27 protein-coding genes are annotated in these 24,733 nt (G+C 65.3%); 19 read left to right on the top strand and 8 right to left on the bottom strand.

From position 1 onward, the window contains the following. The first annotated feature begins 72 nt into the window (after positions 1-72). A complete protein-coding gene (locus tag CV_RS16815) occupies positions 73-1,254 on the top strand; it encodes a dicarboxylate/amino acid:cation symporter (protein ID WP_011136956.1) in 1,182 nt (393 codons plus the stop codon). A gap of 292 nt (positions 1,255-1,546) precedes the next feature. On the opposite strand, the gene CV_RS16810 is transcribed toward CV_RS16815, so the two are convergent. Further along, positions 1,547-1,807, bottom strand: a complete 261-nt coding sequence (locus tag CV_RS16810) for a DUF4936 family protein (RefSeq protein ID WP_011136955.1) — start codon at positions 1,805-1,807, stop codon at positions 1,547-1,549. Between the two features lie 81 nt (positions 1,808-1,888). Here CV_RS16810 and CV_RS16805 point away from each other — a divergent pair, with 81 nt between their 5' ends. Both CV_RS16805 and CV_RS16800 read left to right on the top strand, forming a co-directional pair. Further along, positions 1,889-2,779: a prephenate dehydrogenase gene (locus tag CV_RS16805; RefSeq protein ID WP_011136954.1), complete on the top strand. Its 891-nt coding sequence runs from the start codon at positions 1,889-1,891 to the stop codon at positions 2,777-2,779. Positions 2,780-2,781: 2 nt separating this feature from the next. Continuing rightward, on the top strand, positions 2,782-3,522 hold the full coding sequence (locus CV_RS16800; protein ID WP_011136953.1) for an SDR family oxidoreductase: 741 nt from the start codon (positions 2,782-2,784) through the stop codon (positions 3,520-3,522). Here the strand turns inward: CV_RS16800 and CV_RS16795 are convergent. Then, a complete protein-coding gene (locus CV_RS16795; protein WP_043596569.1) occupies positions 3,519-4,403 on the bottom strand; it encodes a LysR family transcriptional regulator in 885 nt (294 codons plus the stop codon). The two genes, CV_RS16800 and CV_RS16795, sit on opposite strands and share 4 nt — an antisense overlap. Positions 4,404-4,503: 100 nt before the next feature. Here CV_RS16795 and CV_RS16790 point away from each other — a divergent pair, with 100 nt between their 5' ends. Further along, on the top strand, positions 4,504-5,757 hold the full coding sequence (locus CV_RS16790; RefSeq protein ID WP_011136950.1) for an MFS transporter: 1,254 nt from the start codon (positions 4,504-4,506) through the stop codon (positions 5,755-5,757). A gap of 53 nt (positions 5,758-5,810) precedes the next feature. On the opposite strand, the gene mnmA is transcribed toward CV_RS16790, so the two are convergent. The 3 genes from mnmA to CV_RS16775 are packed head-to-tail and all read right to left on the bottom strand — an operon-like array spanning position 5,811 to position 7,967. Next, positions 5,811-6,887 (bottom strand): tRNA 2-thiouridine(34) synthase MnmA, encoded by a 1,077-nt coding sequence (gene mnmA, locus CV_RS16785; protein WP_043596568.1) that lies wholly within the window; start codon positions 6,885-6,887, stop codon positions 5,811-5,813. Next, on the bottom strand, positions 6,884-7,477 hold the full coding sequence (locus CV_RS16780) for a hypothetical protein (RefSeq protein ID WP_225547410.1): 594 nt from the start codon (positions 7,475-7,477) through the stop codon (positions 6,884-6,886). The genes mnmA and CV_RS16780 overlap by 4 nt, the downstream gene beginning before the upstream one ends. A 22-nt stretch (positions 7,478-7,499) precedes the next feature. Continuing rightward, positions 7,500-7,967 carry an NUDIX hydrolase gene (locus CV_RS16775; protein WP_011136948.1) on the bottom strand — a complete coding sequence of 156 codons (468 nt, stop codon included), beginning with the start codon at positions 7,965-7,967 and terminating at the stop codon, positions 7,500-7,502. A gap of 60 nt (positions 7,968-8,027) precedes the next feature. On the opposite strand from CV_RS16775, the gene CV_RS16770 reads away from it, so the two are divergent. Both CV_RS16770 and bfr read left to right on the top strand, forming a co-directional pair. Continuing rightward, positions 8,028-8,228 (top strand): (2Fe-2S)-binding protein, encoded by a 201-nt coding sequence (locus CV_RS16770; protein ID WP_043596565.1) that lies wholly within the window; start codon positions 8,028-8,030, stop codon positions 8,226-8,228. Between the two features lie 127 nt (positions 8,229-8,355). Next, positions 8,356-8,832 carry a bacterioferritin gene (gene bfr, locus CV_RS16765; RefSeq protein WP_011136946.1) on the top strand — a complete coding sequence of 159 codons (477 nt, stop codon included), beginning with the start codon at positions 8,356-8,358 and terminating at the stop codon, positions 8,830-8,832. Positions 8,833-8,889: 57 nt separating this feature from the next. Here bfr and CV_RS16760 read toward each other — a convergent pair whose 3' ends face one another. After that, positions 8,890-10,482: a YdgA family protein gene (locus CV_RS16760; protein WP_011136945.1), complete on the bottom strand. Its 1,593-nt coding sequence runs from the start codon at positions 10,480-10,482 to the stop codon at positions 8,890-8,892. A 160-nt stretch (positions 10,483-10,642) separates the two neighbouring features. Here CV_RS16760 and CV_RS16755 point away from each other — a divergent pair, with 160 nt between their 5' ends. From CV_RS16755 to CV_RS16730, 6 genes are all read left to right on the top strand, one after another. Beyond that, positions 10,643-11,830: a DesA family fatty acid desaturase gene (locus CV_RS16755; RefSeq protein ID WP_223938040.1), complete on the top strand. Its 1,188-nt coding sequence runs from the start codon at positions 10,643-10,645 to the stop codon at positions 11,828-11,830. Between the two features lie 169 nt (positions 11,831-11,999). After that, entirely contained in the window at positions 12,000-12,836 is an 837-nt protein-coding gene (locus tag CV_RS16750; protein ID WP_011136943.1) for a class I SAM-dependent methyltransferase, read from the top strand. Between the two features lie 107 nt (positions 12,837-12,943). Then, a complete protein-coding gene (locus tag CV_RS16745) occupies positions 12,944-14,314 on the top strand; it encodes a pyridoxal-phosphate dependent enzyme (RefSeq protein WP_011136942.1) in 1,371 nt (456 codons plus the stop codon). A 61-nt stretch (positions 14,315-14,375) separates the two neighbouring features. Further along, positions 14,376-15,518, top strand: a complete 1,143-nt coding sequence (locus CV_RS16740) for a trans-sulfuration enzyme family protein (protein WP_011136941.1) — start codon at positions 14,376-14,378, stop codon at positions 15,516-15,518. 58 nt (positions 15,519-15,576) lie between these two features. Further along, positions 15,577-15,924, top strand: coding sequence for a RidA family protein (locus CV_RS16735; RefSeq protein ID WP_011136940.1), 348 nt, complete (start codon positions 15,577-15,579; stop codon positions 15,922-15,924). 335 nt (positions 15,925-16,259) lie between these two features. Continuing rightward, positions 16,260-17,864 (top strand): hypothetical protein, encoded by a 1,605-nt coding sequence (locus CV_RS16730; RefSeq protein ID WP_043596560.1) that lies wholly within the window; start codon positions 16,260-16,262, stop codon positions 17,862-17,864. Between the two features lie 56 nt (positions 17,865-17,920). On the opposite strand, the gene CV_RS16725 is transcribed toward CV_RS16730, so the two are convergent. Further along, a complete protein-coding gene (locus CV_RS16725; protein ID WP_052278867.1) occupies positions 17,921-18,187 on the bottom strand; it encodes a hypothetical protein in 267 nt (88 codons plus the stop codon). 274 nt (positions 18,188-18,461) lie between these two features. On the opposite strand from CV_RS16725, the gene CV_RS16720 reads away from it, so the two are divergent. Both CV_RS16720 and CV_RS16715 read left to right on the top strand, forming a co-directional pair. Further along, positions 18,462-19,133: a hypothetical protein gene (locus CV_RS16720; protein ID WP_011136938.1), complete on the top strand. Its 672-nt coding sequence runs from the start codon at positions 18,462-18,464 to the stop codon at positions 19,131-19,133. A 13-nt stretch (positions 19,134-19,146) separates the two neighbouring features. Next, on the top strand, positions 19,147-19,731 hold the full coding sequence (locus CV_RS16715) for a C39 family peptidase (RefSeq protein ID WP_011136937.1): 585 nt from the start codon (positions 19,147-19,149) through the stop codon (positions 19,729-19,731). A gap of 50 nt (positions 19,732-19,781) precedes the next feature. Here CV_RS16715 and miaA read toward each other — a convergent pair whose 3' ends face one another. After that, positions 19,782-20,759 (bottom strand): tRNA (adenosine(37)-N6)-dimethylallyltransferase MiaA, encoded by a 978-nt coding sequence (miaA, locus tag CV_RS16710; RefSeq protein WP_011136936.1) that lies wholly within the window; start codon positions 20,757-20,759, stop codon positions 19,782-19,784. A gap of 117 nt (positions 20,760-20,876) precedes the next feature. Here miaA and CV_RS16705 point away from each other — a divergent pair, with 117 nt between their 5' ends. The 5 genes from CV_RS16705 (at position 20,877) to greB (ending at position 24,695) form a co-directional block, all read left to right on the top strand. Next, complete coding sequence (locus CV_RS16705) at positions 20,877-21,392, top strand: GNAT family N-acetyltransferase (RefSeq protein WP_011136935.1); 516 nt, start codon at positions 20,877-20,879, stop codon at positions 21,390-21,392. 78 nt (positions 21,393-21,470) lie between these two features. Next, positions 21,471-22,103: an SMC-Scp complex subunit ScpB gene (gene scpB, locus CV_RS16700; protein ID WP_011136934.1), complete on the top strand. Its 633-nt coding sequence runs from the start codon at positions 21,471-21,473 to the stop codon at positions 22,101-22,103. Positions 22,104-22,142: 39 nt separating this feature from the next. Then, the gene (locus tag CV_RS16695) at positions 22,143-23,555 is read left to right on the top strand and encodes a pseudouridine synthase (RefSeq protein ID WP_043596557.1); all 1,413 of its coding nucleotides are present in this window, start codon (positions 22,143-22,145) and stop codon (positions 23,553-23,555) included. An 89-nt stretch (positions 23,556-23,644) separates the two neighbouring features. Next, complete coding sequence (locus CV_RS22325; protein WP_158303325.1) at positions 23,645-24,112, top strand: NUDIX domain-containing protein; 468 nt, start codon at positions 23,645-23,647, stop codon at positions 24,110-24,112. A gap of 28 nt (positions 24,113-24,140) precedes the next feature. Next, positions 24,141-24,695, top strand: a complete 555-nt coding sequence (gene greB, locus CV_RS16685; RefSeq protein WP_011136931.1) for a transcription elongation factor GreB — start codon at positions 24,141-24,143, stop codon at positions 24,693-24,695. Positions 24,696-24,733: the final 38 nt, after the last annotated feature.

Raw genomic sequence — 24,733 nt, 5'->3', positions numbered from 1 at the left:
CGCCGGAGCGGGCGGGTTTCGCCCCTCGCCGCGCCAGGCGCGGCGGGCTGGATAACCCGGAAGAGGTTGCCTGTGAAATTGATTCTCAAACTGCTGGCCGGCATGGCCGTCGGCCTGCTGCTGGGCTTGTACGCGCCCGGACCGCTGCTGACGCTGCTGCTGACCTTCAAGGGATTGTTCAGCCAGTTCATCGGCTTCATGATCCCGCTGATCATCGTGTTCTACATCATGAGCGGCATCGCCGCGCTGGAGACCGGTTCCGGCCGCATGCTGGGCTGGACCGTCGGCTTGGCCTACGCGTCGACCATCCTGTCCGGCGTGCTGGCCTTCACCGCCGCGTCCGCGCTGCTGCCGCAATGGCTGGGCGCCGCCGCCGCCGCGCCGGTCGCCGCCAACAAGCTGGCACCCTTGTTCAAGCTGGAGATCAAGCCGCTGTTCGACGTGATGACGGCGCTGATGCTGGCCTTCGTGTTCGGCCTGGGCATCGCCGCCACCGGCGCGGCGCGCTTGCGCGAGATCGCCGAGCAGGGCAAGGACATCGTCGAGAAGGTGCTGGCGCGCGTGCTGGTGCCGCTGCTGCCGGCCTATATCGCCTGCGAATTCGCCGACATGGCCGCCGCCGGCACCGCCTTCGCCACGCTGAAGACTTTCGGCGTGGTGCTGCTGATGGCCATCGCCCTGCACTGGCTGTGGCTGGCCGTGCTGTACGGCGCCAGCGGCGCGCTGTTGGGCCGCAACCCGCTGTCCTTGCTGCGCGCGATGCTGCCGGCCTATTTCACCGCGCTGGGGACCATGTCGTCCGCGGCCACCATCCCGGTGGCGCTGCGTTCGGCCGGCAATATGAAGGTGTCGCCGCCGGTGGTGAATTTCGTGATGCCGCTGTGCGCCACCATCCACCTGTGCGGCTCCACCATCACCCTGGTCAGCTGCGCCACCGCGGTGATGCTGATGACCCATGGCCTGGATGTGCCGGGCTGGGACGTGATGCTGCCTTTCATCCTGCTGCTGGGCGTGACCATGGTGGCCGCGCCGGGCGCGCCGGGCGGCGGCGTGATGTCGGCGCTGGGCATCCTCTCCAGCGTGCTGGGCTTCCCGGAAGCCAGCCTGGCGCTGATGATCGCCCTCTACCTGGCGCAGGACAGCTTCGGCACCGCTTGCAACGTGGCAGGAGACGGCGTGGTCGCGCTGTGGGTGGACCGCCTGGTGGGCCGCGCTCCGCAGCCGGCCGGCGAGGCGGCCGCGCAGCGCGGCTGACGGTGATTTGCTAAGCAGAACAAGTGATTTGGGAGAGCGGCCGGCGCTGGTTATAGTGTTTGCCTGACCGTTTGGTTTGCCGCCGCCTTAGAGCGGCTAACAAAACCCCTGATGCTGCGTTGCGTCGACTTGCCGTACTGCTGGTACTGTCTGCGTCGGCGCGCCTTGCCTCAGCCGTAAAACTGAGTTTTGTTAGCCACTCTTAGCGTGGAGGTTTCGGTTTCTCTCGTTAATCGTGTTTGTTTTGGCCGGGCTTTGCGCCCGGCCTTTTTCTTGCCTGGTCGATCCGCGGCTACAGCGGCTGGAACCATTCCTCGCTGGCCGGCAGCGTCAGGCCGTGGCGCAGCCGGGCCGATTGCCAGGCCGAGCGGAAGGCGTCGCGGTCGGCGATGCCGGGATAGACCTCCATCCAGGTGTCGGCGTCGTCGCAGCGGCGCAGCAGCTCGCCGGTCCAGCCGGCGGCGGCCAGCTCCCTCTGCAGCGCGCGGAATCGGTCCAGCACGGCTTCGCGCTCGGAGGGCGCCTTGAAATAGCAATACAGCGTCGCGGTCATCCAAATCTCCAGACTGGCCATGTTGGCAAAATTGTTTATGATAGACCTTCTCGCCGCGCAAGTGGCGGCAGGACAAGGGGGATGCAGGTGCAGCAGCAGATAGACACCCTGGTGGTGGCGGGCGTCGGCCTGATCGGCGGTTCGTTCGCGCTGGCGCTCAAGCGCGCCGGCAGGGTGAAGACCGTGATCGGCGTCGGGCGCACGCTGGCCAATCTGGAAAAGGCGCTGACGCTGGGCGTGGCGGACGAGATCAGCCAGGACATCGCCGCCGTCGCCCACCGCGCCGACATGGTGCTGCTGGCTTCGCCGGTGGGCCAGATGGGCGCCTTGATGGCGGCGCTGGCGCCGGGCCTGAAGCCGGGCGCGGTGGTCACCGACGGCGGCAGCACCAAGAGCGATGTGGTCGAGCTGTACCGCCGGCATCTGCCCGGACATCTGCCATGGTGCGTGCCGGCCCATCCCATCGCCGGCTCCGACATGTCCGGCGCGGTGGCCGCCCAGTACGGCCTGTACGAGAACCGCCGCGTGGTGCTGACGCCGCTGGAGGAGACCGCGCCCGCGGCGGTGGAGGCCGTGGCGGATCTGTGGCGCGCCTGCGGCGCGGAAATCCACTGCATGGACGCCGCCGAGCACGACGCGGTGTTCGCCAGCGTCAGCCATCTGCCCCACCTGCTGGCCTTCGCCTACGTGGACCGGGTGGCGGCCAAGGCCAACGCCGAGCGCTGCTTCGATTTCGCCGCCACCGGCTTTCGCGACTTCACCCGCATCGCCGGCAGCCATCCCGAGATGTGGACCGACATCAGCCTGGCCAACCGCGACGCGCTGCTGGCCGAGCTGGCCGACTACCGTTGCGGACTGGATCGGCTGGCCGCGCTGCTGGAGGCCGGCGACGCCGACGGCCTGAACCGTTTGTTCGGCGAGGCGCGCGCCGCGCGCACGCGCTGGCATCAGCAATTTCTGCGCAGGGGCTAGCGATGGACGGCAAGGTGGCGTTGGTGACCGGCGGCACGCGCGGAATCGGCGCGGCCACCACGCGATTGCTGGTTGCGGCCGGCTGGCGGGTGGCGGCCAACTATCGTTCGGACGAGGCTGGCGCCGCCGCCTTGAAGGCCGAATTGGGCGAGGCGGTGCGGCTGTTCCGCGCCGACGTGTCCGAGGAGAAGGCCATCGTCCGCCTGTTCGATGACGCGCTCTGCCATTACGGCCGGCTGGACGGGCTGGTCAACAATGCCGGCGTCACCGCGCCGATGTGCCGGCTGGAGGACTATAGCGCCGAGCGGGTGGAGCGCGTGTTGCGCGTCAATGTGCTGGGGCCGCTGCTGTGCTGCCGCGAGGCGGTGCGGCGCATGTCCACCCGCCATGGCGGCGACGGCGGCGCCATCGTCAATGTGTCGTCGGCCGCGTCGCGGCTGGGCTCCGCCGGCGAGTACATCGATTACGCCGCCAGCAAGGGGGCGATAGACACGCTGACCCTGGGCCTGGCGCGCGAGGTGGCGGAAGAGGGCATACGCGTCAACGCGGTGCGCCCCGGACTGATCGATACCGATATCCATGCCGCCAGCGGCGAGGCGGGCCGGGTGGCCAGGCTGGCGCCGACTGTGCCGATGCGGCGGGGCGGCCGGGCCGACGAAGTGGCCGAGGCCATCGTCTGGCTGTTGTCCGACGCCGCGTCGTTCTGCACCGGCAGCCTGCTGGACGTATCCGGCGGCCGCTAGCCGCCGCGCACCCCTGACAGGAAATTGGCCACCAGCGGCGAGTCATCGTCGCGGCGCACGGCGATGCCCATGGACAGATAGGCGCCGTCGTCCGATAGCGGCACGTAGCGCACCGCCGGTATCTGCACGCATTCCAGCGGCGAGGGCAGGATGGCGATGCCGACGCCGGCCGCCACCAGGCCGATCTGGGTGATCGCCTCGCCCGCCTCCTGCACCATCTTCAACTCCAGGCCGTTTTGCAGCGCCAGCTGGCGCACCACGTCGCTGAGGCCGGAGCCGGATTCGCGCGGGTAGCCGATCAAGGGTTCGCCGGCCAGCAGTTTCAGCGGCAGCGTTTTTCTTTCGGCCAGCGGATGGGCGCTGGGCACGACCGCCAATAGCCGGTCGCGGTGCAGCTCCTCCACCCGGATCAGCGGACTGGGCGTGGTGCCGTTGAAGCGGACGAAGCCCAGGTCCAGCTGGCGGCGCTCCAGCGCGTCGAACTGGCCGGCGGTGAACATTTCGCTCAGCGTCAGCCTGACCTCGGGGTAGGCTTGCCGATAATGCTGCAAGCTGTGGTGCAGGATGGGCGTCAGCGGCAATGAGGAGGTGAAGCCGATGCGCAGCTCGCCGGTTTCGCCGTCGGCGGCGCGGCGCACCGCGGCAGCCGCCGCCGCGCTGTCGGCCAGGATCTGGCGCGCTCGCGGCAGCAGCTGCTGCCCCGCGGCGGTCAGCTCCACCTTGCGCTGGTGGCGGCGGAACAGCGGCGCGCCCAGCTCGGCCTCCAGCGCCTGGATTTGCTGGCTCAGCGGCGGTTGGCCGATGTGCAGCCGCTCGGCGGCGCGGGTGAAGTGCAGCTCCTCGGCCACGGCGAGGAAGTAACGCAGGTGGCGCAGTTCCATATTGATACTTTAAAAGTATTAATCATGGTTGAAATATATATTGGACTGTGGTTTTACCCAAGCCTAAGCTGACGGTGTCGTTAAAGAAGAGATTGATGCCGTGTCCGCCCCCGCCCCCTCCGCAGCGCTGTCAGAGCGCCAGACCGATTCCGTTTCGCCCGCCGGCAAGCTTCACGCCGGCACGCCGGCCTTCCGTTCCACCGCCCGCGCGATGTTCGTCGGCGGTTTCTGCACGTTCGCCATGGTGTACGGCACCCAGCCCTTGATGCCGCTGTTCGCCCATGACTTTTCGCTGACGCCGGCCGCGGCCAGCGGCGTGGTGTCGATGTCCACCGGCGCGCTGGCGCTGGCGCTGATTCCGGCCAGCTTGCTGGCCGACCGCTTCGGCCGCCGCGCGCTGATGAACCTGGCGCTGGCGCTGGGCGCGGTCTTGATGCTGCTGTCCGCCTTCGTCGCCGGCTTCGGCGCCTTCCTGCAGCTGCGCGCGGTGTTCGGCCTGGTGATGGCCGGCTTGCCGGCGGTGGCGATGGCCTATCTGAGCGAGGAGGTGGACGCCAGGTCGCTGGGCCATTCGATGGGGCTCTACATCGCGGGCAACGCGTTGGGCGGCATGTGCGGCCGGTTGCTGGCCTCGCTGCTGGCCGACCATGTCGGCTGGCGCGGCGCGGTGCTGGCGCTGGCCTTGATCGGCTGCGTCGGCGCCTGGCAGTTCTGGCGCTGGCTGCCGGCCTCGCGCCATTTCCAGCCGCGCCGGCACGATTTTTCCCGCATGGGGCGGGAATTGAGCGGCATGCTGCGCGATGGCGGGCTGCCCTGGCTGTTCGTCACTGCCTTCCTGCTGATGGGCTGTTTCGTCAGCCTGTACAACTACCTGGGCTTTCGCCTGCTGGCCGCGCCGTTCCATCTGAGCCAGAGCGCGCTGGCGCTGGTGTTCTCGCTGTACGTGGTGGGCATCTGGTCGTCCGCGTGGGTCGGGCGGCTGGCCGACGGGCTGGGCCGGCGCAACGTGCTGTGGATGATGGTGGCGATGATGCTGGCCGGTTTGGCGCTGACGCTGGCCGACACCTTGTGGCTGCTGGTGCCGGGCGTGGCGCTGTTCACTTTCGGCTTCTTCGCCGCGCATTCGGTGGCCAGCAGCTGGGTGGGCCTGCGGGCCAGGGAGGGCAGGGCCTTGGCCTCGGCGCTGTACCTGACCGCCTATTACCTGGGCTCCAGCGTGTTCGGCTCGATGTCCGGCCTGATGTGGGGACGCGGCGGCTGGCACGGCGTGGCCTCGGCGGTGGCGCTGGCGTTGCTGGTGCTGCTGGGCATCAGCCTGTGGCTGAGGCGGCTGCAGCCCTTGCCGCCGCATTGAACGATGGACGTAAAAAAGCCCCGCCGGATCCGGCGGGGCTTTTTTGCGGGCGCTTACTGGATGATGCCGCCGCCCAGGCAGATGTCGCCATGGTAGAGCACGGCCGATTGGCCCGGCGTCACCGCCCACTGCTTTTCCTGGAAGGTCAGGCTGGCCTGGCCGTCGACGATGGGCGACAGCGTACAGGCGGCGTCGGCCATCCGGTAGCGGTTCTTGGCGCTGTATTCGCCGGGCGCGGGCGCGTCCGGCAGCGTCCAGCTCAGGTCGGCCATCGAAAGCGTCGGCTTCAGCAGCAGCGGATGGTCATGGCCCTGGACCACGATCAGCTTGTTGCCGGGAATGTCCTTGCCGGCGACGAACCACGGCTCGCCGTTGCCGTCGCGCGAGCCGCCTATGGTCAGCCCCTTGCGCTGGCCCAGCGTGTAGTACATCAGGCCGATGTGCTCGCCGACGACTTTGCCGTCCGGCGTCACCATCTGGCCGGGCGAGGTGGGCAGGTAGCGCTGCAGGAATTCGCGGAACGGCCGCTCGCCGATGAAGCAGATGCCGGTGGAGTCTTTCTTGGCCGCGGTCGGCAGGCCGGCCTCTTCGGCCAGCCGGCGCACCTCGGTCTTCCTGATGTCGCCGAGCGGGAAGATGGCCTTGGCCAGCTGATGCTGCTGCAGCCGGTACAGGAAGTAGCTCTGGTCCTTGGTGTGGTCCACCGCCTTCATCAGGTAGTGGGTGCCGTCCTGTTCCAGCTTGCGCGCGTAGTGGCCGGTGGCGATGCAGTCGGCGCCCAGTTCCATCGCGTAGTCGAGAAAGGCCTTGAACTTGATTTCGGCGTTGCACAGCACGTCCGGGTTCGGCGTGCGGCCGGCCGAGTATTCTTTCAGGAAGTACGAGAACACGCGGTCCTTGTATTCCTTGGCGAAGTTGACGATTTCCATGTCGATGCCGACGATGTCGGCCACGCTCATCGCGTCCAGCGCATCCTGCTTGATCGAGCAGTACTCGTCGTCGTTGTCGTCTTCCCAGTTCTGCATGAACACGCCGATCACCTCATGGCCCTGCTGCTTCAGCAGCCAGGCGGTCACCGACGAATCCACGCCGCCGGACATGCCGACGACGATGCGTTTCTTACCCGTCACGGGGCGTTTCCTTCCTTGTTTTTGCTTGCCTGTCTGACAGGCTCGGATACCGCCGGAGGCTCGTATCCCTTCATCCAAACTGAAAGGGGAACCACCACGGGCGGTTCCCCGAAATCCTTGAACCAGGTATCCACCGCCCAGTCCTGCTTGGCGGCGTTGTCATGCAGCACGCCGGTGTAATGCAGATCCAGTATCCACGGCGCGCGCCATTCAGGTGGCGCCGCGCGGTGGAATTTCAACCATCCCTGCCGCTGCAGGTAGTTGAGAAAGGTGGTGACGTTGCTGCTGTGGTCGACGCAGTCCATCCGGCCCTCGGCCGGCCCGTCGCGGTAATTGCCGCCCTTGTCCTGCCAGATCGGCGTCTCGCGCGCGGCGATGCGGTAGAGCGTCAGCACCGCGTCGGCGACCGCTTCGCGCTCGGCTGAGGCGGAGTCGGCGCGGGCCAGGCGCGCGGCTAGCCAGTCATGCTCCTCGTCGGAGATGTCGAACTGGGCGTGTCTGGAACATCCGTAATGATAACAGATGTTTAAGCCGTCGGCGCGGGCGGCGGGAAGGAGCAGGGCAAGCAGCAGCGGCATCAGCAGTCGCATCGGGCATCCTGTGGCGGGTGGGTCAGCGCAGGTCGCGTATCAGTTGCAGAGGATACGCGATGCCATTGAGATAGTCTTGCAGGCATTGCGATACCACGGGGCTGCGAAGCCGTGTTTGCTGGGCGGCGATGTCTTCGAAGGAGAGCCAGTGCACGGCGACGATGCCGGCGTCCAGTCGCGGCGGGGCGGCGGGGGGAGTGGCGTCGCCGTGGAAGGCGAAGCGCATATAGGTGACGTCGCCGTCCTGGGCGTCGGCCAGGTAGATGCCGGTGAGTCCGCGCGGCGCGAACAGCCAGCCGCTTTCTTCCAGCGCCTCGCGCGCGACCGCCTGCAGCAGCGTCTCGCCGCGCTCCAGGTGACCGGCGGGCTGGTTGAGGCGCAGTCCGGCCGGCGTTTCCTCCTCGACCATCAGGAAGCGGCCATCGCGTTCGATGATGGCGGCGACTGTGGCATTCGGCTTCCACTGCCGCGGTTTGTTATTGACAATCATTCTTGTCTGTCTCTATGATGATGATAACTATTCTTGATTGTAAGCCAGAGGGGGCTTCCGATGTATGTCTGCTTGTGCAATGCAGTGACCGACAGCCAGATCCGCCAGGCGGTTCATGGCGGCGCCACCCGCATGTGCGACCTGCGTCGGGAGCTCGGCGTCGCGTCGGACTGCGGCAAGTGCGCCTGCATGGCCAACCAGATACGCAAGGACGCCCAGAGCGAGCTGGCCGCCTGCTCGGTGGCCCGCACCGCCGCCTGATCCGGCATCGAAAGGGGCGCGCAGCCGCCCCGACAGGCCAGCCCTTGAGCTGGCCGTTCCCATTTATGCCTTGAGCTATCTCCCTGCTGTGCCATAATGCCTGAACGATTTTTCAGGAGAATATGACATGCAAGGCGACAAGAAGGTCATCAAGTACCTGAACCAGATCCTCAAGAACGAGCTCACCGCGATCAACCAGTACTTCCTGCATGCCCGCATGTACAAGAACTGGGGGCTGAAGAAGCTCAATGAGCACGAATACGAAGAATCCATCGACGAGATGAAGCACGCGGACAAGCTGATCGAGCGCGTGCTGTTCCTGGAAGGGCTGCCCAATCTGCAGGACCTGGGCAAGCTGCACATCGGCGAAAATCCGAAGGAAATGCTGGAGTGCGACCTGAAGCTGGAAATGGACGCGCTGCCGCTGCTGCGCGAGGCGATCGCCTACTGTGAGACCTCGAAGGACTATGTCAGCCGCGACCTGCTGGAAGACATCCTGGAGAGCGAGGAAGAGCACGTCGACTGGCTGGAGACCCAGCTGGGCCTGATCGAGAAGGTCGGCCTGCAGAACTACCTGCAAAGCCAGATGGAAGACGCCTCCTGATCGGGAGGGACAAAAGAAAAAGGGCTGTCGCAACGACAGCCCTTTTTTGCGTCCCGCTTACTTCTTCGCAGCCGGCTCGGCGGCGGGCGCGGAGGCGTCGGCGGGCTCGCCGCTCTCCTCCCACGGCAACGGCACTTTCTGCTGGTGTATGGTCAGGCCCTTGGCGTCGTATTTGAGATCGGTGGAAATCTGGCCGTTGTCCTCCACCAGGTAGCCGCCCGACTTCCATTGCGACAGCTGGCTGTCCAGCAGGCTGCGGGCCAGGTCTTCCACTTCCTGCATGTTCGGCTGCTCTTCGGCGCTCTGGTCGACGGTGAACAGGTTGCGCGCCTGGGTCAGCACCAGGTCTTCCAGCGTCTGGCGCGGCAGGCTCAGCTTGGCGTCGGCCTCGATGCGCTTGGCCAGCTGCGTGATGTCGTTCAGGTCGGCCGGAGTGAAGCCGTTGATGCCCAGGCTGCCTTGCAGCTTGGCCTCGCCGGTCGGCATCTTCAGGTAGAACTCGTTGACCAGCAGCTTGGGGCTGTTTTCCAGCAGCGGGATCGCGTTCTTCTTGACGGTATCGACGTACTGCTTGCGCAGCACCGCCGGGTCCACGCCCTCGAACGGAATCTCGCTGATCGCCTTGTCCAGCTTGACCAGGGTGGGGCCGTGCAGGTGGTTGGCCGACACGTCCAACCGCATCGGGCCGTAGCGGTTGGCGTTGAAGCTCAGCTCCGCGAAGTTGACCTTGCCGCGGGTGTTGACGAACGCATCCTGCTCGCTGGTGACGATCTGGTAGCTGAAGTTCTTCAGCACGACCGACGACGGCTTGAACTCGCCGGACGGGTTGACGAATTCGCCGACGCGGACGCGGGTCATCAGGTAGATCAGCTCGTTCAGCTTGATGCTGTAAGGCACGCTTTCGCGCGAGCTCAGCTGCACATTGCCTATGGTCAGCTCGCTGGTGCCGAGCTTGACGCCGGTATTGCCCGGCCGCATGTCGGACACGTAGCGCACGCCTTCGAACGAGATGTTGCCCTTGCTGGCGGCTTCCAGCAGGAAGCCCGGCGACAGCGCCTCGGTCTTGTATTCCTGGTAGCCGTGGGCGTAGTCGACCTTGAGATCGAAGCCCTTCCACTTCATCTTGACGCCGGACAGCGCCTCCTCGTAGTCGAAGGCGGGCACCGCCACTTCCAGCAGGCCGCCGCCGCCGAAGCCGATGCGGTTGGTGATGGCGATCGGCTCCTTGTCGCCGAAGAAGGTCTTCAGCGTCTTGCGGGTGGCGTCGCTCATCGCGAACTCGGTGCGCACCAGCGCGCGGCCCGGATGGAAGTCGAAGTCGGCCAGGCCGGGCAGGGGGCCGTGCTTGACGTTGTTGGTGAACTTGATCGTGGAGTTCAGCAGCGGCTTCATATTGTCCGGCAGCATGTTCTCGTACGGGCCGGACAAGTGGCGGTTGAACACCAGTTCGGTGGTCTCGGTGGACGAGAACCAGCCGCGTTGATAGCTGTGCGATTTGACCTTGAACAGCGGCAGGCGGGCGAGCATCCGGTATTGCTCCTGCAAGGTCTCCTCGGCCTTGACGCCGGCCCAGTAGCTGGATCCCGCGTACAGGACGAACAAGCCGCCGATGGCGGCGCCGGCAATGATCAGTCGACGTTTTGGCAACACTAGTATTTTTCTGAACTAGGGTGAAATGATGCCCTATGGTACACCAATGCACCGCCGGATGCGCTGTCAGGCTAACCGGGCGGTCAAATTTGGTTCTGCATCGCGGCAGGGCTTGTTATAGAATAGAGCTTTGTCTCTAGTTACTGGACGCATCGAATACATGAACCTGAACTGGCTCAACGGTCTGCTGGATCTGCCTTGGTGGGGCAATATCATCGCCGCCCTGATCCTGACCCACATCACCATTGCCTCGGTCACCATTTTCCTGCATCGCCACCAGGCCCACCGCGCGCTGGACCTGCACCCGATTCCCAGCCATTTCTTCCGCTTCTGGCTGTGGCTGACCACCGGCATGGTCACCAAGCAGTGGGCGGCCATCCACCGCAAGCACCACGCGCGCTGCGAAACGCAGGAAGACCCGCATAGCCCGCAGGTGCTCGGCATCAAGAAGGTGCTGTGGGAAGGGGCCGAGCTGTATCGCGCCGCCTGCAAGGACCAGTCCATCATGGACAAGTTCGGCCACGGCACGCCGGACGACTGGCTGGAGCGCAACGTTTACAGCAAGCACAACGCCAAGGGCATCGTGCTGATGCTGCTCATCGACCTGGCGCTGTTCGGGCCCATCGGCCTGTCGATCTGGGCGGTGCAGATGGTGTGGATCCCGTTCTGGGCGGCCGGCGTGATCAACGGCCTCGGCCATTACTGGGGCTACCGCAATTTCGAGAACGAGGACGCCTCCACCAACCTGGTGCCCTGGGGCATCCTGGTCGGCGGCGAGGAGCTGCACAACAACCACCACACCTTCGGCACCTCGGCCAAGCTGTCGTACAAATGGTACGAGTTCGACATCGGCTGGATGTACATCCGCATGCTGGAAATCTGCGGCCTGGCCAAGGTGCGCAAGGTGGCGCCGCAGCTGGCCCACGATCCGTCCCGCCCGCAGCTGGACCTGGAACACCTTCAGGCCATCATCGCCAACCGCTACGCGATCGCCGCGCGCTACGCCCGCGAACTGAAGGCCGAGTGCCGCGCCGAACTGGCCAAGCTCAGCCTGCCCGAGCTGCCGCAGGTTAATCTGCCGCGCAAGATGAAGGTATGGCTGAAGCAGGACGCCAAGGACCTGCCCGAGTGCGAGCGCGACCAACTGGCCCGCATCCTGGAGCAGAGCCACGTGCTCGCCACCATCTACAACATGCGCCAGGAGCTGACCCGCCTGTGGGAGCGCTCCAACCTGACCCGCGAGCAACTGCTGCATGAGCTGCAGGACTGGTGCGCGCGCGCCGAGGCATCCGGCATCGCCGCTTTGCAGCGTTTCTCGCTGAACCTGAGGCAGACCGCCTTGGCTTGATGCCGCTAAGCCATTTCGTTTCGAACCCCGCATCCGGCGATGCGGGGTTTTTTATCGTCCCACATGCCGTTAGAGTTTTTTTCTATATTCAAATAGAAAATAAAGTTTGATTTCAAAATAGCTTAAAGAAATATAATGATGGCCTGTTGCTGTCCGAACGAGGTCATCGATGAGTGCATTGCAATTGGCGGACGCGCAAGCCGATCTGCCCTATATCCATGGTTTTTCCGCCGCCGAACAGGCGCGGCTGGTGCGCCAGGCGCGCTTTTCCGAGGCGATGGTGTACCGAGACGTCGATTTTTCCGGCGTGCAAAAATTGCTCGAGGTCGGTTGCGGCGTCGGCGCGCAGACCGAGATTTTGTTGCGCCGCTTTCCCGACGTGGGCATCACCGGCCTGGACTTCAGCCAGCGCCAGCTGGCAGTGGCGCGCCAGCGGCTGCAGGGCAGCCCTTATCACGACAGGGCGACGCTGCTGCACATGGACGCCGAGGATTTGGATTTCCCGCCTGCCAGCTTCGACGGCGCCTTCCTGTGCTGGATTCTGGAACACGTCCATTCGCCGGAGCGCGTGCTGGCCGAAGTGCGGCGGGTGCTGAAGCCAGGCGCGCGGCTGTACGCGACCGAAGCGATGAACGCCACCTTCTTCCTGGCGCCGTATTCGGCCAATCTGCAGCAGTACTGGCTGGCTTTCAACGACCACCAGTTGTCGGTCGGCGGCGATCCCTTTGTCGGGGCGAAGCTGGGCAACATCCTGATGCGGCTGGGGTTCCGCCACGTGGAAACCAAAGTGAAGACCTGGCATCTGGACAGCCGCGAGCCGCATCGGCGCCAGCAAGTGCTGGATTACTGGGCCGAACTCCTGTTGTCGGCGGCCGACCAGTTGATAGAGGCGGGCAGAGTGGATGCCGAACTGGTTGATTCGATGACAAGGGAATTGAGATTGCTGAGAAGCAATCCAGAACTGGTATTCTTCTACAGCTTCATGCAGGCGAGCGCCGTGGTGTGAAGGCTAACTATATTCAGTAGGACTACTTCTCCTTTGTAGAAGATTCTGCAATTTTTATATAACAAAAAATTACTAAAAGTAATTTTAAAATAGCCAGGAGTATTGAAATGCAGGACAATAGCGTCTTATCGCTGATCGGCAACACGCCATTGGTTCGCGTCAGCCATCTGGATACCGGGCCGTGCGAGCTGTACCTGAAGCTGGAAAGCCACAATCCGGGCGGCTCCATCAAGGATCGGATCGCCTTGACCATGATCGAGGCGGCCGAGCGGGACGGCAAGTTGAAACCGGGCGGGGCCATCATCGAGGCCACCGCCGGCAATACCGGGCTGGGTCTCGCGCTGGTGGCCGCGCAGAAGGGCTACCCGCTGACGCTGGTGGTGCCGGACAAGATGAGCCGGGAGAAGATTTTGCATCTGCAGGCGCTGGGCGCCCAGGTGGTGCTGACCCGCTCCGACGTCGGCAAGGGCCATCCGGAGTACTACCAGGACCTGGCGGCGCGCATCGCCAGCGAGACGCCCGGCGCCTACTACATCGACCAGTTCAACAACCCGGCCAATCCGCTGGCGCATGAAACCACCACCGGGCCGGAAATCTGGCGCCAGATGAACGGCGAGGTGGACGCGGTGGTGGTCGGCGTCGGCTCCAGCGGCACGCTGACCGGCCTGACCCGCTTCTTCCGCGCCAAGGCGCCGGCCACCGCCTTCGTGCTGGCCGATCCGGTGGGGTCTGTGTTGGCCGATTATGTCGAAACCGGCAGCTTCGGCCAGGCCGGCAGCTGGCTGATCGAGGGCATAGGCGAGGACTTCATCCCGCCGCAGACCGATCTGTCGATGGTGAAGCGCGCCTTCCGCGTCAGCGATCAGGAAAGCTTCGACACCGCCCAGCAACTGCTGCGCAGCGAGGGCATTCTGGCCGGTTCGTCGTCCGGCGCGTTGCTTGCCGCCGCGTTGCGCTACTGCCGCGAGCAAACCGAGCCCAAGCGGGTGGTGACGCTGGTGTGCGACAGCGGCAACAAGTACCTGTCCAAGATGTACAACCGCGACTGGCTGGTCGACCAGGGCATGCTGCGCCTGCCCGAGGTGGGCGGACTGACCGATCTGATCGTCCGCCGCCACCAGGACGGCAGCACGGTGTCTTGCCATCCGGACGAGCCGCTCAATGTGGCTTACCAGCGGATGCGCCTGCACGACGTGTCGCAGATGCCGGTGCTGGACGACGACAAGGTGGTCGGCGTGCTGGACGAATGGGACCTGCTGCTGTCGGTGCACGGCGAGCCGGAAAACTTCCGCCAGACCGTGGCCACGGCGATGAGCAGCCATGTGCGCACGCTGTCGCCGCAGGCCTCGTTGCAGGATCTGCTGCAGGTGTTCAACGACGGCCACATCGCGCTGATCGTCGACAAGGGCCGCTATCTGGGGCTGATCACCCAGGCCGACCTGCTGTCGTTCTGGCGCCGCCAGCCGCGCGCCGCTTAAGCCGATTTCCCGCCCTGGCCGATTGCGCCGGGGCGCATGATTTTGAGAGAGGATTGAAAACATGACCGATTTCCACACCCTGGCCGTGACCGCCGGCGCGCACGAGGACCCGTTCGGCGCGGTGATGCCGCCGATCTACGCCACCTCCACCTACCGCCAGCACGCGCCGGGCGAGCACACCGGCTACGAGTATTCCCGCTCGCAGAACCCGACCCGCGAGGCGCTGGAGCGCGCGGTGGCCGAACTGGAAGGCGGCATCCGCGGCTACGCTTTCGGCTCCGGCTTGGCGGCGATCTCCACCGTGCTGGAGCTGCTGCCGGCCGGCAGCCACCTGATCGCGGTCAACGACCTGTACGGCGGCACCTATCGTCTGTTCGAGAAGGTGCGCAAGGCCAGCGCCAACCTGGAAGTGACCTATGTCGCCTCCGACGACAGCGCCGCGCTGGAGGCCGCCATCCGCCCGAACACCCGGATGATCTGGGTGGAAACGCCGTCCAATCCGTTGAACCAGCTGGTGGACCTGCAACAGGTGTCGGCCATCGCCCGCCGCCACAAGCTGATCGGCGTGGTCGACAACACTTTCGCCTCGCCGGTCAACCAGCGGCCGCTGGACTTCGGCTTCGACATCGTCGTCCACTCCGCCACCAAATACCTGAACGGCCATTCCGACGTGGTGGCCGGCGTGGCTGTGGTCAGCCGCGACCAGCCGGAACTGGCCGAACAGCTGGCCTTCCTGCATAACGCGGTGGGCGCCATCCTGGACGCCTTCCCCAGCTTCCTGGTGCTGCGCGGCTTGCGCACGCTGGCGCTGCGCATCGAGCAGCACAACCGCAACGGCCTGGCCATCGCGCGCTGGCTGGAGGCGCAGCCTTGGGTGGAAAAGGTGCTGTACCCAGGCTTGGAAAGCCATCCGCAGCACGCGCTGGCGCGCCGCCAGATGCAGGGCTACGGCGGCATCGTGTCGTTCTATCTGAAGGGCGACGTCAAGGCCTTCCTGGCCAGGCTCAAGCTGTTCGCGCTGGCCGAAAGCCTGGGCGGCGTCGAAAGCCTGGTCTGCCTGCCGGCGGCGATGACCCACGCGTCGATTCCGGCCGAGCGCCGCGCCGCGCTCGGCATCCACGACAACCTGATCCGCCTGTCGGTCGGCGTCGAGGGCGAGGCGGCGCTGATCGCCGACCTGGAGCAGGCGCGGCGGGACAGCTGAGCGCTTTGCCGCTAGAATCGGCCGTCATGCCCACCTACCCATCGATATGGAGAACGATATGAGCATTTACCGTCACAAGCAGGGCGCCCGCCTGGCCGAGGCCGTGGTCAGCAACGGCCTGATCTTCCTGGCTGGCCAGGTGCCGGAAAACACCGACGCCGACGCGCGCGGCCAGACCGAGAACGTGCTCGCCCAGATCGACGCCCTGCTGGCGGAACTGGATTCGGACAAGACCAAGATCGTCGACGTCACCATCTTCCTGGCCAGCTTGGCCGATTACGACGCGATGAACGCCGCCTGGGACGCCTGGGTGCCGGCCGGCAACGTGCCCGCCCGCGCCACAGTGGAAGCCAAGCTGGCCAATCCGGCGTGGAAGGTGGAGATCAAGCTGGTGGCCGCGCGCTGATCCGCATCCGGACAGGAGGCGCCAGCCTCCGCCGGGATACGAAAGCCCAGCGTCCGCGTGGCGGACGCTGGGCTTTTTCATGGATGTCCTTGTTGCGCGCGGCTCGGGGCGTATCGCCTGTTCGTCGGCTTTGTCTTTCGCCATGCAGGCCGGGCGTGCCTGTCCAGGCTGTATTCCTAAGTAATTTCAACTAGTTATTTATCAATTGAAACGTCATTTCCCCTTCGCTAGAACGGATATAGGCGCTTCATTCAGGGCTGCAGGCTTGAATGAGCGCCTTTTCCATGTCCAGCCGCTTTGCCGCTGGCCCTAATGCTTACAGGGAGATACGCAGAATGTTCATCCGCAAAGCTATCGCCGGCGCGCCGGCGGCATCCGCGATCTTGCTGGCCTGCCTGGCCGGCGGCGCCAGCCAGGCGCAAAACCTGGTTCCGGCGGACGCCGCGGCCACCTGTACGGTGAGCCCGGCCATATTCCAAAGCTGGTTCCTGTTCGACCGGGTGACGCCCAACGGCGTGGTCACGCCGGCCAACAGCGTCAAGTTCAACCACGACACCGTCAATCCGCCGGCCAGCAACAAGACCATCAATTGCAATTTCTACCAGTGGTCGCAGCGGATGTTCCTGTGGCTGACCTCCTCGCCGATGCGCTTGTTCGGCGGCAACGGCACGGTGATGGACTCGGTGGCGTTCTACAGCGTGCTGAACAGCGACGACGGCAAGGCGCGCTGCCTGGTCAATCGCGAGCTGGGCGTGAACACCTGCGGCGGCAAGCCGGCATCGCTGTTCAGCATCCGGGTGAACAAGCCGCGCTTCGACAAGACCGATGCGGTGGACAAGGATAGCGGGGTCACCCAGGCCGACGGCAGCGGCCCCCAGCAGGCCGACGGCGCCGCGCTGATGGGGCGGGGCGGCAAGATGGTCTACTACACCATCCTGGTCAACGACGTGTACGCCTTCTTTGCCTCGGCCAGCGGCACCAAGAATCCCAGGCTGCGCTTCCCCACCACTCAGGCCGAGCTGGACAAGGTGCTGGCCTGGGCCAAGCAGCACCATCACCGGGTGCCGGATGCCGACGCGCTGGCGCTGGAATTGAAAGCCTCCTGGGTGGAGGCGGACGGCCTGGATACCAATCGCTATATCACCACCGTGGGCGAGATTCCGGTGTTCGATACCCGCGATTCGCAGAAATGGGTGCAGACCGGCAGCCGCCAGGCGCTGCTGGCGCTGGTGGGCCTGCATGTGGTCGGCAGCGCCGCCGGGCACCCGGAAATGATCTGGGCCACGTTCGAGCATGACAGCAACTCGCCCAATGGCGCCTATTCCTACATCAACGCCCAGGGCGCGACGGTGGCGGTGCCGCAGGAAGTGCCCAAGGGCATGCTGTTCTCGGCCAATGGCGCGACCGGGCCGTTCAACGTCCAGCACATGTATGTCGATCCCGATGCCAGTCCGCTCACGGTCAGGGCCAGCAGCGGACAGACCGTTTCGCCCAGCGACACCCTGCGCACCTTCCCCTGGGGGGTGTCCGCCGCTTTGCCGATACAGCCGGCGCAGAGCGCGGCGCAGGCCAACAGCGAGGTGATTTCGATCAACAACAGCGTCCGCAGCCTGCTGAAACAAGGCGATACCCGGCGCAACTATCTGCTGATCGGCGCCACCTGGACCAATGGCGGCAATGATCCGTACAACCCGTTCCAGGCTGCCGGCGGCAACAACCAGCCCAATCACGTCGGCGGCAACGCGCTGGCCAATTCGACGATGGAAACCTATGTCACCCTGGGCAACAAGCTGTACAACTGCTTCTCCTGCCACAACGCCGGCAAGGCGACCGACACCAACGCCAAGGCTACGGTGGGCGTCAGCCACATCTACGAAAGCATCAAGCCGTTCACCGACCCCCAACTGAACCGGCTGTGGGAGGGCGTGCTGGCCAAATGAGCGCATGAGGACGGCGCGGTCCGGGCAGGCCGCGCCGTTTTTTTTTCGTGCCGCGCCTATTGCGGCGGGGGCGGGGCCTTTCCTTCCGGCGGCGGGGGCGGATGGTCGGGCACGGCCGCCATCCGGGCCGGCATCATTCTGCATTTGCCGCTCATTTTCTCGCCGCGCGGGGTGGTGAAGGTGACGGCATCGCCGGCTTTCTTGCCGTTGCAGGCTTGGAACGCTTCGTCGGGCGGCACGCGCGGGTGGTCGGGAGCGGGGGCGGCCTGGATCGATGCCGCTGCCAGCAGGGTGTACAGGAGCGGCGGAATGGCGATGCGCATGGGGTGTCTCCCGGCAAGATGTTTCACGATAGGCGGACATTTGCATGAAGAACAAGATGACTCCTGATCTTCAGAACAGTTTTTGTCTGATTTTTTACTTTAAAAACGTCGTACAAGTGAATGTAATTCATTGATTTTTTATTGAAAATTCAATCAATTGGACCTTGTTTGCAAATTTGAACCGCAGATTTTCGACCGCTAAGACTATTGGTATGCGTTTGGTATTTTTGGCGCAGTGAACCGCAACCGCATCCCCAGCAAGGAGAGTCCAGCCATGCAGTCGAAATCTTTGATCATTCTGGCGGTCGGGCTCGGCCTGGCCGTCATCGCCTCCCGCCCGGCGTCGGCGCAGCCGCTCCCCGTTTCATACGCAATTCAGGAGCAGGGCATCGCCGGCGCCGCCCGCCAGGGCCTGGCCGAATTCGCCAAACAGAACCAGGCGGAGCACGGCGCCCGCCTGCCGGATGGTTTTCCGCTGGCGCTGGCGGATGGCCGCGAACTGGCCTCGCTCCAGCTGGGACGCGGGTTTCCGGTTTATACCGTCGATCCGCAGCGGCTGCTGGCCGCCGAGGCCGATCTCAGCCGACTGATGACGCCGACCGGCAGCTGGCGCTTCGTCGTGTTGTCCGGGGCGAGGCCGGTAGGGCTGGTGACCGTGGAGAAGATGGATGGCCGCTGGCAAGCCATTTCCTTCGGCGCGGCCGAGCTGGCCCGCAATGTCGAGGCCGCGCAAGCCGGCCACGGCCAGACTCGCTTCCTGCGCGTTTATCAGGCGCAGACCGATTTCCTGGAGGTGGCGCCTGCGGGCGGCAAGCCGCGATTCGCCGCGCTGATGTCGGCGCGGGAGAGGCTGTCGCTGCAGCAGCAGCCGGCGCTGCTGGACGGCGCGGACCTGATCGAACCGCTGCGCGCCGCGGTGCGCGCCGGCCTGGCTAGTTTCCGTTGAGGAGGGCGTGAACATGAACAAGCGCTTGAACGCGATGATCCTGGCCTCGGCCCTGTCGGCGTCGGCGGCGGCCGCGCTGGCGGACAGCAAGGTGCTGAATGTGCCGCTGACCACCCAGGAGCACAGCCAGTGGTGCTGGGCCGGCTCCAGCAAGGCGGTGCTGGGCCTGTACAACAAGACGCCCACCCAGTGCGCGATCGTCAACTGGGCCTTCGGCATCAATTACGCCTGCGGCAATAGCAATTTCAACTGGAACAGCTATGCCAACCAGCCCAACGACATGTTCGGCAGCAACGGCAGCCTGCAGGGCATCCTGAAGAACTGGGGCGTGCCCAACACCGCGGTGTACGACTACCTGTCCTGGACCCACGTGCTGCAGGACATCCAGGCCAACCGCCCCTTCGTGATCCGCTACGGCTGGACCAACGGCGGCGGCCACTTCATCGTCGGCCGCGGCTACCAGAGCGGCAGCGGCAACTACCTGTACATGATGAATCCGTGGCCGGGGGAAGGAATGACCTATGCTTCGTACAACAGCGTGGTGTCGGCCAGCGACCACAACTGGACGCACACGCTGCGGATGAGCGTCAGCCCCTGAGCGGCTTGCGGGGCGATGCGGAAACGGCGGGCCGGCCCGCCGTTTGTCTCTCAGAAATCGCCGGCGTAGCGCAGCGACTCGGCCGGCGGCCGGCCGGCGAGGAAATCGTCCACCGCGTCGCCCAGCAGCCCGGCCAGGCCGTCGCGCTGCGCGTCGACCGGGATCGCGTCCAGGCTGCGGGTCCAGGTCAGCTGGCGCTTGGCCAGCTGGCGGGTGGCGGCGACGCCGCGCTCGACGAATTCGTCGTGGCCGTACAGGCCGTCCTGGTGCTCCCAGGCCTGGCGGTAGCCGACGCAGCGCATCGACGGCAGGTTCAGCGTCAGTTCCGGATATTTCGCCCGCAATCGGCTGACTTCGTCCAGAAAGCCCTGCTCCAGCATGATGCGGAAGCGCTCGGCGATGCGCGCGTGCAGCCAGCCGCGCTCGCGCGGCACCAGCGCCAGCGGCAGGAAACGGAAGCCTGCGGCGGCTTCCTTGCCCTGGGCGATCAGCTCGGACATCGGCTTGCCGCTGAGCAGGCACACTTCCAGCGCGCGGTGGATGCGCTGCGAGTCGTTGGGATTGAGGCGGGAGGCGGTCGCCGGGTCGAGTTCGGCCAGGCGCGCGTGCATTGCCGGCCAGCCCAGCAGCGCGGCGTCGGCGTCTAGCTCGGCGCGTAGCGCGGCGTCGGCCTGAGGCAGGTCGGACAGGCCTTCCAGCAGCGCCTTGTAATAAAGCATGGTGCCGCCCACCAGCAGCGGCAGCTTGCCGCGCGCCTGGATGTCGGCGATCAGCCGGTTGGCGTCGGCATGGAACTGCGCGGCGGAGTAGCTTTGCAGCGGGCTGATGACGTCTATCAGATGATGGGGACAGGCGGCCATCTCCTCGGCCGTGGGCTTGGCGGTGCCGATATCCATGTCGCGGTAGACCAGCGCCGAATCGACGCTGACGATTTCGACGGGGAAACGACGGGCCAGCTCCAGCGCCAGCCCGGTCTTGCCGGAGGCGGTGGGGCCCATCAGCAGTATCGCTTGTGGGGTGTCGCTCATGGTGTTGCTCGCTGCGGTCAGGGGGCGATTGTCGCACAGCCGGGGCGCGCATGCGCGAAAGGCTTGACCTTGCCGCTCAGCTGTTTACGATGTGAGTATCGACTCCGGGAGCCGCCAATGAAAATCGAAGCCGCCAGCGAGCAGCATCTGTCTGTCTACCGCCGCTATTTTCGGGCATGCCGGGACGAGGACTTCGAGTATTACCGCGGCCTGCCCGACGATGCCGACGGCTGGCTGCTCAAAGTGGTGCAGCATGCCGACGGCGAAGCGCTGCCGGAGGGCTGGGTGCCGTGCCAGACCTGGTTCCTGCTCAGCGACGACGGCGAGATCGCCGGCGCCGCCCGCTTGCGGGAGGGCGAGACCGCGGTGATCCAGGACGTGATCGGCCACATCGGTTTCGAGGTGCTGCCGCAGTGGCGCGGCCACGGCTACGGCAGGGTTTTGCTGCAGTACGTGCAGGCGATGGCCCCGGCGCCGGCCTGCGGCAACTGGGTCTTGGTCTGCGACGCGGACAGTCCCGCGTCGGTGCGCACGATAGAGGCGTGCGGCGGCCAGCGGCTGGAGGATATGCCGCAGCCGGATGGCCGCGTCCTCAGGCGCTACAGCCTCGCCTCGATGGGACTGATGCAATAGTTTCGCGCTCGGCGGAAGTCGTGTAGAATCCACGGCTTCCCCGCGCTTAGACCCCGAACTCTCCGGCACCCCGGTTTAATGTCCACCATTACCGATTTAAAGTATCTGAAGATTGTGCTGGAGACGGCCTTGCTGACAGCGCAGGAACCCCTGTCGGTTTCCCAGCTGAAAAGGCTGTTCACCGAGGACGTCAAGGCCGCGCTGATCAACGACATCCTGGAGGATATCCAGGGCGACTGGCGCGGCAGGGGAATCGAGCTGGTCAAGCTGGCTTCAGGCTGGCGCTTCCGCGCCCGGGCCGAATTCACGCCTTACCTGAACCGGCTCAATCCGGAAAAGCCGCCCCGCTATTCGCGGGCGGTGATGGAAACCCTGGCGATCATCGCCTACAAACAACCTGTGACCCGTGGCGACATCGAAGCGATACGCGGCGTATCGGTGTCCACCAATGTGATGCAGACCCTGCTGGAGCGGGGCTGGATCGAAGTCATCGGTCACAAGGACGTACCGGGCCGCCCCGGCCTGTACGCCACCACGCGCAAATTTCTGGATGATCTGAGCTTCGTCTCGCTGAACGACCTGCCGCCGCTGGCGGAGCTGGGCAGCCTGGTGGTGCCGGATCCCCAAACACAGGACGACAGCCCCGATGCGGGCGCAGACGATATCCCCCTCGACGATGAGGCGGACAATTTAGAGCCAGTCGCGGAATAACGCTTCCGCCAGTTGCTCGCATGGAAAGAGCAAGCACATATGTCTACAAAAGGACAACGTAGCCACGCGCGCCAGCCGGTAGCGCGGGTCAAGGGGCGCGAGACCTCGCAGCCGCGCCAGAACGCCGGCCGCAGCCAGGGCCAGCAGCGCCAGGGCAAGAATTCCGCCGCCGGCATCCAGCCGCGCTTCCCGCAGCAGCAGGCGCAGCCAGGCCAGCAGGCGCGCCGCGGCGGCCCGCGCCAGGCGCGCGACGCTTACGGCAACCCGATCATGCCGTCGCAGGACGGCGTGCCGCTGTTCAAGATGAGCCGCCGCGAGCAGGAGCAGCAGCAACTGAATTCGGGCAACCGCAAGCCGCAGTACCAGCGCGACAGCAACGGCGACATCAACGGCAACGTGGCGCTGGACCATGAGCAGCGTTTCGGCAACAAGAACGCCGCGCGCCCTGCCGGCAAGGGCCGCAACCAGGCGGAAGGCAAGGCCGAGGGCCAGCCCAGGGCGGAAGCCAAGCCGCGCGGCGACGCCAAACCCAAGCAACAGGTGCAGAAGGCCAAGAAGCTGCGGCTGCGCAGCCCCAGCCAGGACATCAAGAACAAGGCGCAGAAGCTGAAGGAAGTGCGCGTCGATCACGCCGAAATCGAGCCGGTGCGCCTGCAGAAGGCGCTGTCCTCGTCCGGCGTCGGCTCCCGCCGCGAGATGGAGGAGTGGATCGAGGCCGGCCTGGTCACCGTCAACGGCAAGAAGGCCAGCCTGGGCGACAAGGTGGGGCCGCAGGACAAGGTGCTAGTCAAGGGCGACCAGATCAAGCTGAAGTGGCCGGACCGCCTGCCGCGCGTGATCATGTACCACAAGGAAGAGGGCGAGATCGTCACCCGCGACGATCCGGAAGGCCGCGTCACCGTGTTCGACCGCCTGCCCCAGGCCAAGTCCAGCCGTTGGGTGGCCATCGGCCGTCTGGACGTCAACACTTCCGGCCTGCTCTTGATCACCACCAGCGGCGAGTTGGCCAACCGCATGATGCACCCCAGCTTCGAAGTGGAGCGCGAGTACTCGGTGCGCGTGCTGGGCGAACTGACCCCGGAAATCATGAAGGAAATGACCAAGGGCGTGGAGCTGGAAGACGGCGAGGCCCGCTTCGACCGCATCTTCCAGACCGGCGGCCAGGAAGAGTCGGCCAACCAGTGGTACAACGTGGTGATCAAGGAAGGCCGCAATCGCGAAGTGCGCCGCATGTTCGAGCACTTCGGCCTGACCGTCAGCCGCCTGATGCGTGTGCGCTTCGGCAACATCGGCCTGCCTCCGCGCCTGAAGCGCGGCCAGTTCTACGAGCTGAACGCCGCCGAAGTGGCCGCGGTGATGAAGTGGTCCAACCTGACCGTGACCGGCGGCAAGAAGGCCGGCGGCCAGCGCCGCGGATCCCCCCGCAAGCCCAAGGCCGCGCGCAGCGAGTAAGCCGGCCGTTCCGCGAAAGCGGAACCCGCTTCCAAGACATGGGCGACCGCCGGCTGGCGGTTGCCCGTTTTTGTTTTCCGGGAGGTCAGTTGGAAGAATTCGGTCAATGCGAGGCCGGCCTGCCTTTGCCGGCGGCGCAGCGCAAGCAGCGCGCGTCCATCGTCATCATCGAGAACGGCAGGCTGTTGCTGATGCGCAGGGTGAAGCCGGGCAAGGAGTATTATGTTCTGCCTGGCGGCAACATCAAGCGGAACGAGACGCCGGCGATGGCCTGCGTGCGCGAGACGCGAGAGGAGACGGGCTTGAATGTCTGGCTGGAGGAAGGCCCGCTGTGCGTGCTGGAGAGCGAGAGCCGGACCGAGCATGTGTTCGTCGCGCGCGAGCACCGCGGCATGCTGAGGCTGGGCGGTCCGGAACTGGCCAAGCTGTCGCCGGACAATCACTACGAGCTGGTCTGGCTGGATGCCGAGGCACTGGCCATGGTCAAGTTGCGGCCCAAGTCGCTGCGCCCGCATTGCCTGGCGCGGCTGGGAGCCGTGGACGGGACTCGGGCATAATGGCGAAATCCTCATCAGGAATACCGACATGAGCAAGGCGTTTACCAAAGAAGACGAGCAGCAGGACGATGATCTGCCGGCCGAGCGCCGCCTGCCGGGCTCGACCAAGAACTACATCACGCCCATGGGCTGGCAGCGGTTGAAGGATGAGCTGTACCACCTGGTCAACCGCGAGCGCCCCGAGATCGTGCAGGTGGTGAACTGGGCGGCCAGCAACGGCGACCGTTCGGAAAACGGCGACTATCTGTACGGCAAGCGCCGGCTGCGCGAGATCGACCGCCGCATCCGCTTCCTGACCAAACGATTGGAAATCGCCGAAGTGGTGGATCCGGAAGCCCGCGAGGCGACCGACCAGGTGTTCTTCTCCGCCACCGTGCTGATCCAGCGCGGCGACGGCAGCGAGCAAAGGCTGTCCATCGTCGGCGTCGACGAGATCGACTTGCAGAGGGGCCGCATCAGCTGGATATCCCCGATCGCGCGCGCGCTGCTGAAGTCGCGCGAGGGCGACACCGTGCTGTTTCGGGGCCCGGATGGAGACGAGGACATCGAAGTGCTTGAAGTCAGCTACGTTCGGCTGGACTGAGGCGGAAATGATGAAAACGGCCCGGAATGCTCCGGGCC

Source organism: Chromobacterium violaceum ATCC 12472, assembly GCF_000007705.1.
GTDB classification, from domain to species: domain Bacteria; phylum Pseudomonadota; class Gammaproteobacteria; order Burkholderiales; family Chromobacteriaceae; genus Chromobacterium; species Chromobacterium violaceum.
Note: the sequence above shows the minus strand (reverse complement) of the source record. Positions and strands in the feature narration are given on the sequence as shown.

What these genes read in the sequence shown, in the direction of transcription:
- CV_RS16705 (WP_011136935.1), top strand. Translation starts at nt 20,877, where the DNA reads ATGAAAATCGAAGCCGCCAGCGAGCAGCATCTGTCTGTCTACCGCCGC.
- CV_RS16730 (WP_043596560.1), top strand. Translation starts at nt 16,260, where the DNA reads ATGTTCATCCGCAAAGCTATCGCCGGCGCGCCGGCGGCATCCGCGATC.
- CV_RS16805 (WP_011136954.1), top strand. Translation starts at nt 1,889, where the DNA reads ATGCAGGTGCAGCAGCAGATAGACACCCTGGTGGTGGCGGGCGTCGGC.
- scpB (WP_011136934.1), top strand. Translation starts at nt 21,471, where the DNA reads ATGTCCACCATTACCGATTTAAAGTATCTGAAGATTGTGCTGGAGACG.
- CV_RS16755 (WP_223938040.1), top strand. Translation starts at nt 10,643, where the DNA reads ATGAACCTGAACTGGCTCAACGGTCTGCTGGATCTGCCTTGGTGGGGC.
- CV_RS16775 (WP_011136948.1), bottom strand. Translation starts at nt 7,967, where the DNA reads ATGATTGTCAATAACAAACCGCGGCAGTGGAAGCCGAATGCCACAGTC.
- CV_RS16725 (WP_052278867.1), bottom strand. Translation starts at nt 18,187, where the DNA reads ATGCGCATCGCCATTCCGCCGCTCCTGTACACCCTGCTGGCAGCGGCA.
- CV_RS16795 (WP_043596569.1), bottom strand. Translation starts at nt 4,403, where the DNA reads ATGGAACTGCGCCACCTGCGTTACTTCCTCGCCGTGGCCGAGGAGCTG.
- CV_RS16810 (WP_011136955.1), bottom strand. Translation starts at nt 1,807, where the DNA reads ATGACCGCGACGCTGTATTGCTATTTCAAGGCGCCCTCCGAGCGCGAA.
- CV_RS16745 (WP_011136942.1), top strand. Translation starts at nt 12,944, where the DNA reads ATGCAGGACAATAGCGTCTTATCGCTGATCGGCAACACGCCATTGGTT.
- greB (WP_011136931.1), top strand. Translation starts at nt 24,141, where the DNA reads ATGAGCAAGGCGTTTACCAAAGAAGACGAGCAGCAGGACGATGATCTG.
- CV_RS16715 (WP_011136937.1), top strand. Translation starts at nt 19,147, where the DNA reads ATGAACAAGCGCTTGAACGCGATGATCCTGGCCTCGGCCCTGTCGGCG.
- CV_RS16800 (WP_011136953.1), top strand. Translation starts at nt 2,782, where the DNA reads ATGGACGGCAAGGTGGCGTTGGTGACCGGCGGCACGCGCGGAATCGGC.
- CV_RS16735 (WP_011136940.1), top strand. Translation starts at nt 15,577, where the DNA reads ATGAGCATTTACCGTCACAAGCAGGGCGCCCGCCTGGCCGAGGCCGTG.
- miaA (WP_011136936.1), bottom strand. Translation starts at nt 20,759, where the DNA reads ATGAGCGACACCCCACAAGCGATACTGCTGATGGGCCCCACCGCCTCC.
- CV_RS16695 (WP_043596557.1), top strand. Translation starts at nt 22,143, where the DNA reads ATGTCTACAAAAGGACAACGTAGCCACGCGCGCCAGCCGGTAGCGCGG.
- CV_RS16750 (WP_011136943.1), top strand. Translation starts at nt 12,000, where the DNA reads ATGAGTGCATTGCAATTGGCGGACGCGCAAGCCGATCTGCCCTATATC.
- CV_RS16740 (WP_011136941.1), top strand. Translation starts at nt 14,376, where the DNA reads ATGACCGATTTCCACACCCTGGCCGTGACCGCCGGCGCGCACGAGGAC.
- CV_RS16780 (WP_225547410.1), bottom strand. Translation starts at nt 7,477, where the DNA reads ATGCGACTGCTGATGCCGCTGCTGCTTGCCCTGCTCCTTCCCGCCGCC.
- CV_RS16720 (WP_011136938.1), top strand. Translation starts at nt 18,462, where the DNA reads ATGCAGTCGAAATCTTTGATCATTCTGGCGGTCGGGCTCGGCCTGGCC.
- CV_RS16770 (WP_043596565.1), top strand. Translation starts at nt 8,028, where the DNA reads ATGTATGTCTGCTTGTGCAATGCAGTGACCGACAGCCAGATCCGCCAG.
- bfr (WP_011136946.1), top strand. Translation starts at nt 8,356, where the DNA reads ATGCAAGGCGACAAGAAGGTCATCAAGTACCTGAACCAGATCCTCAAG.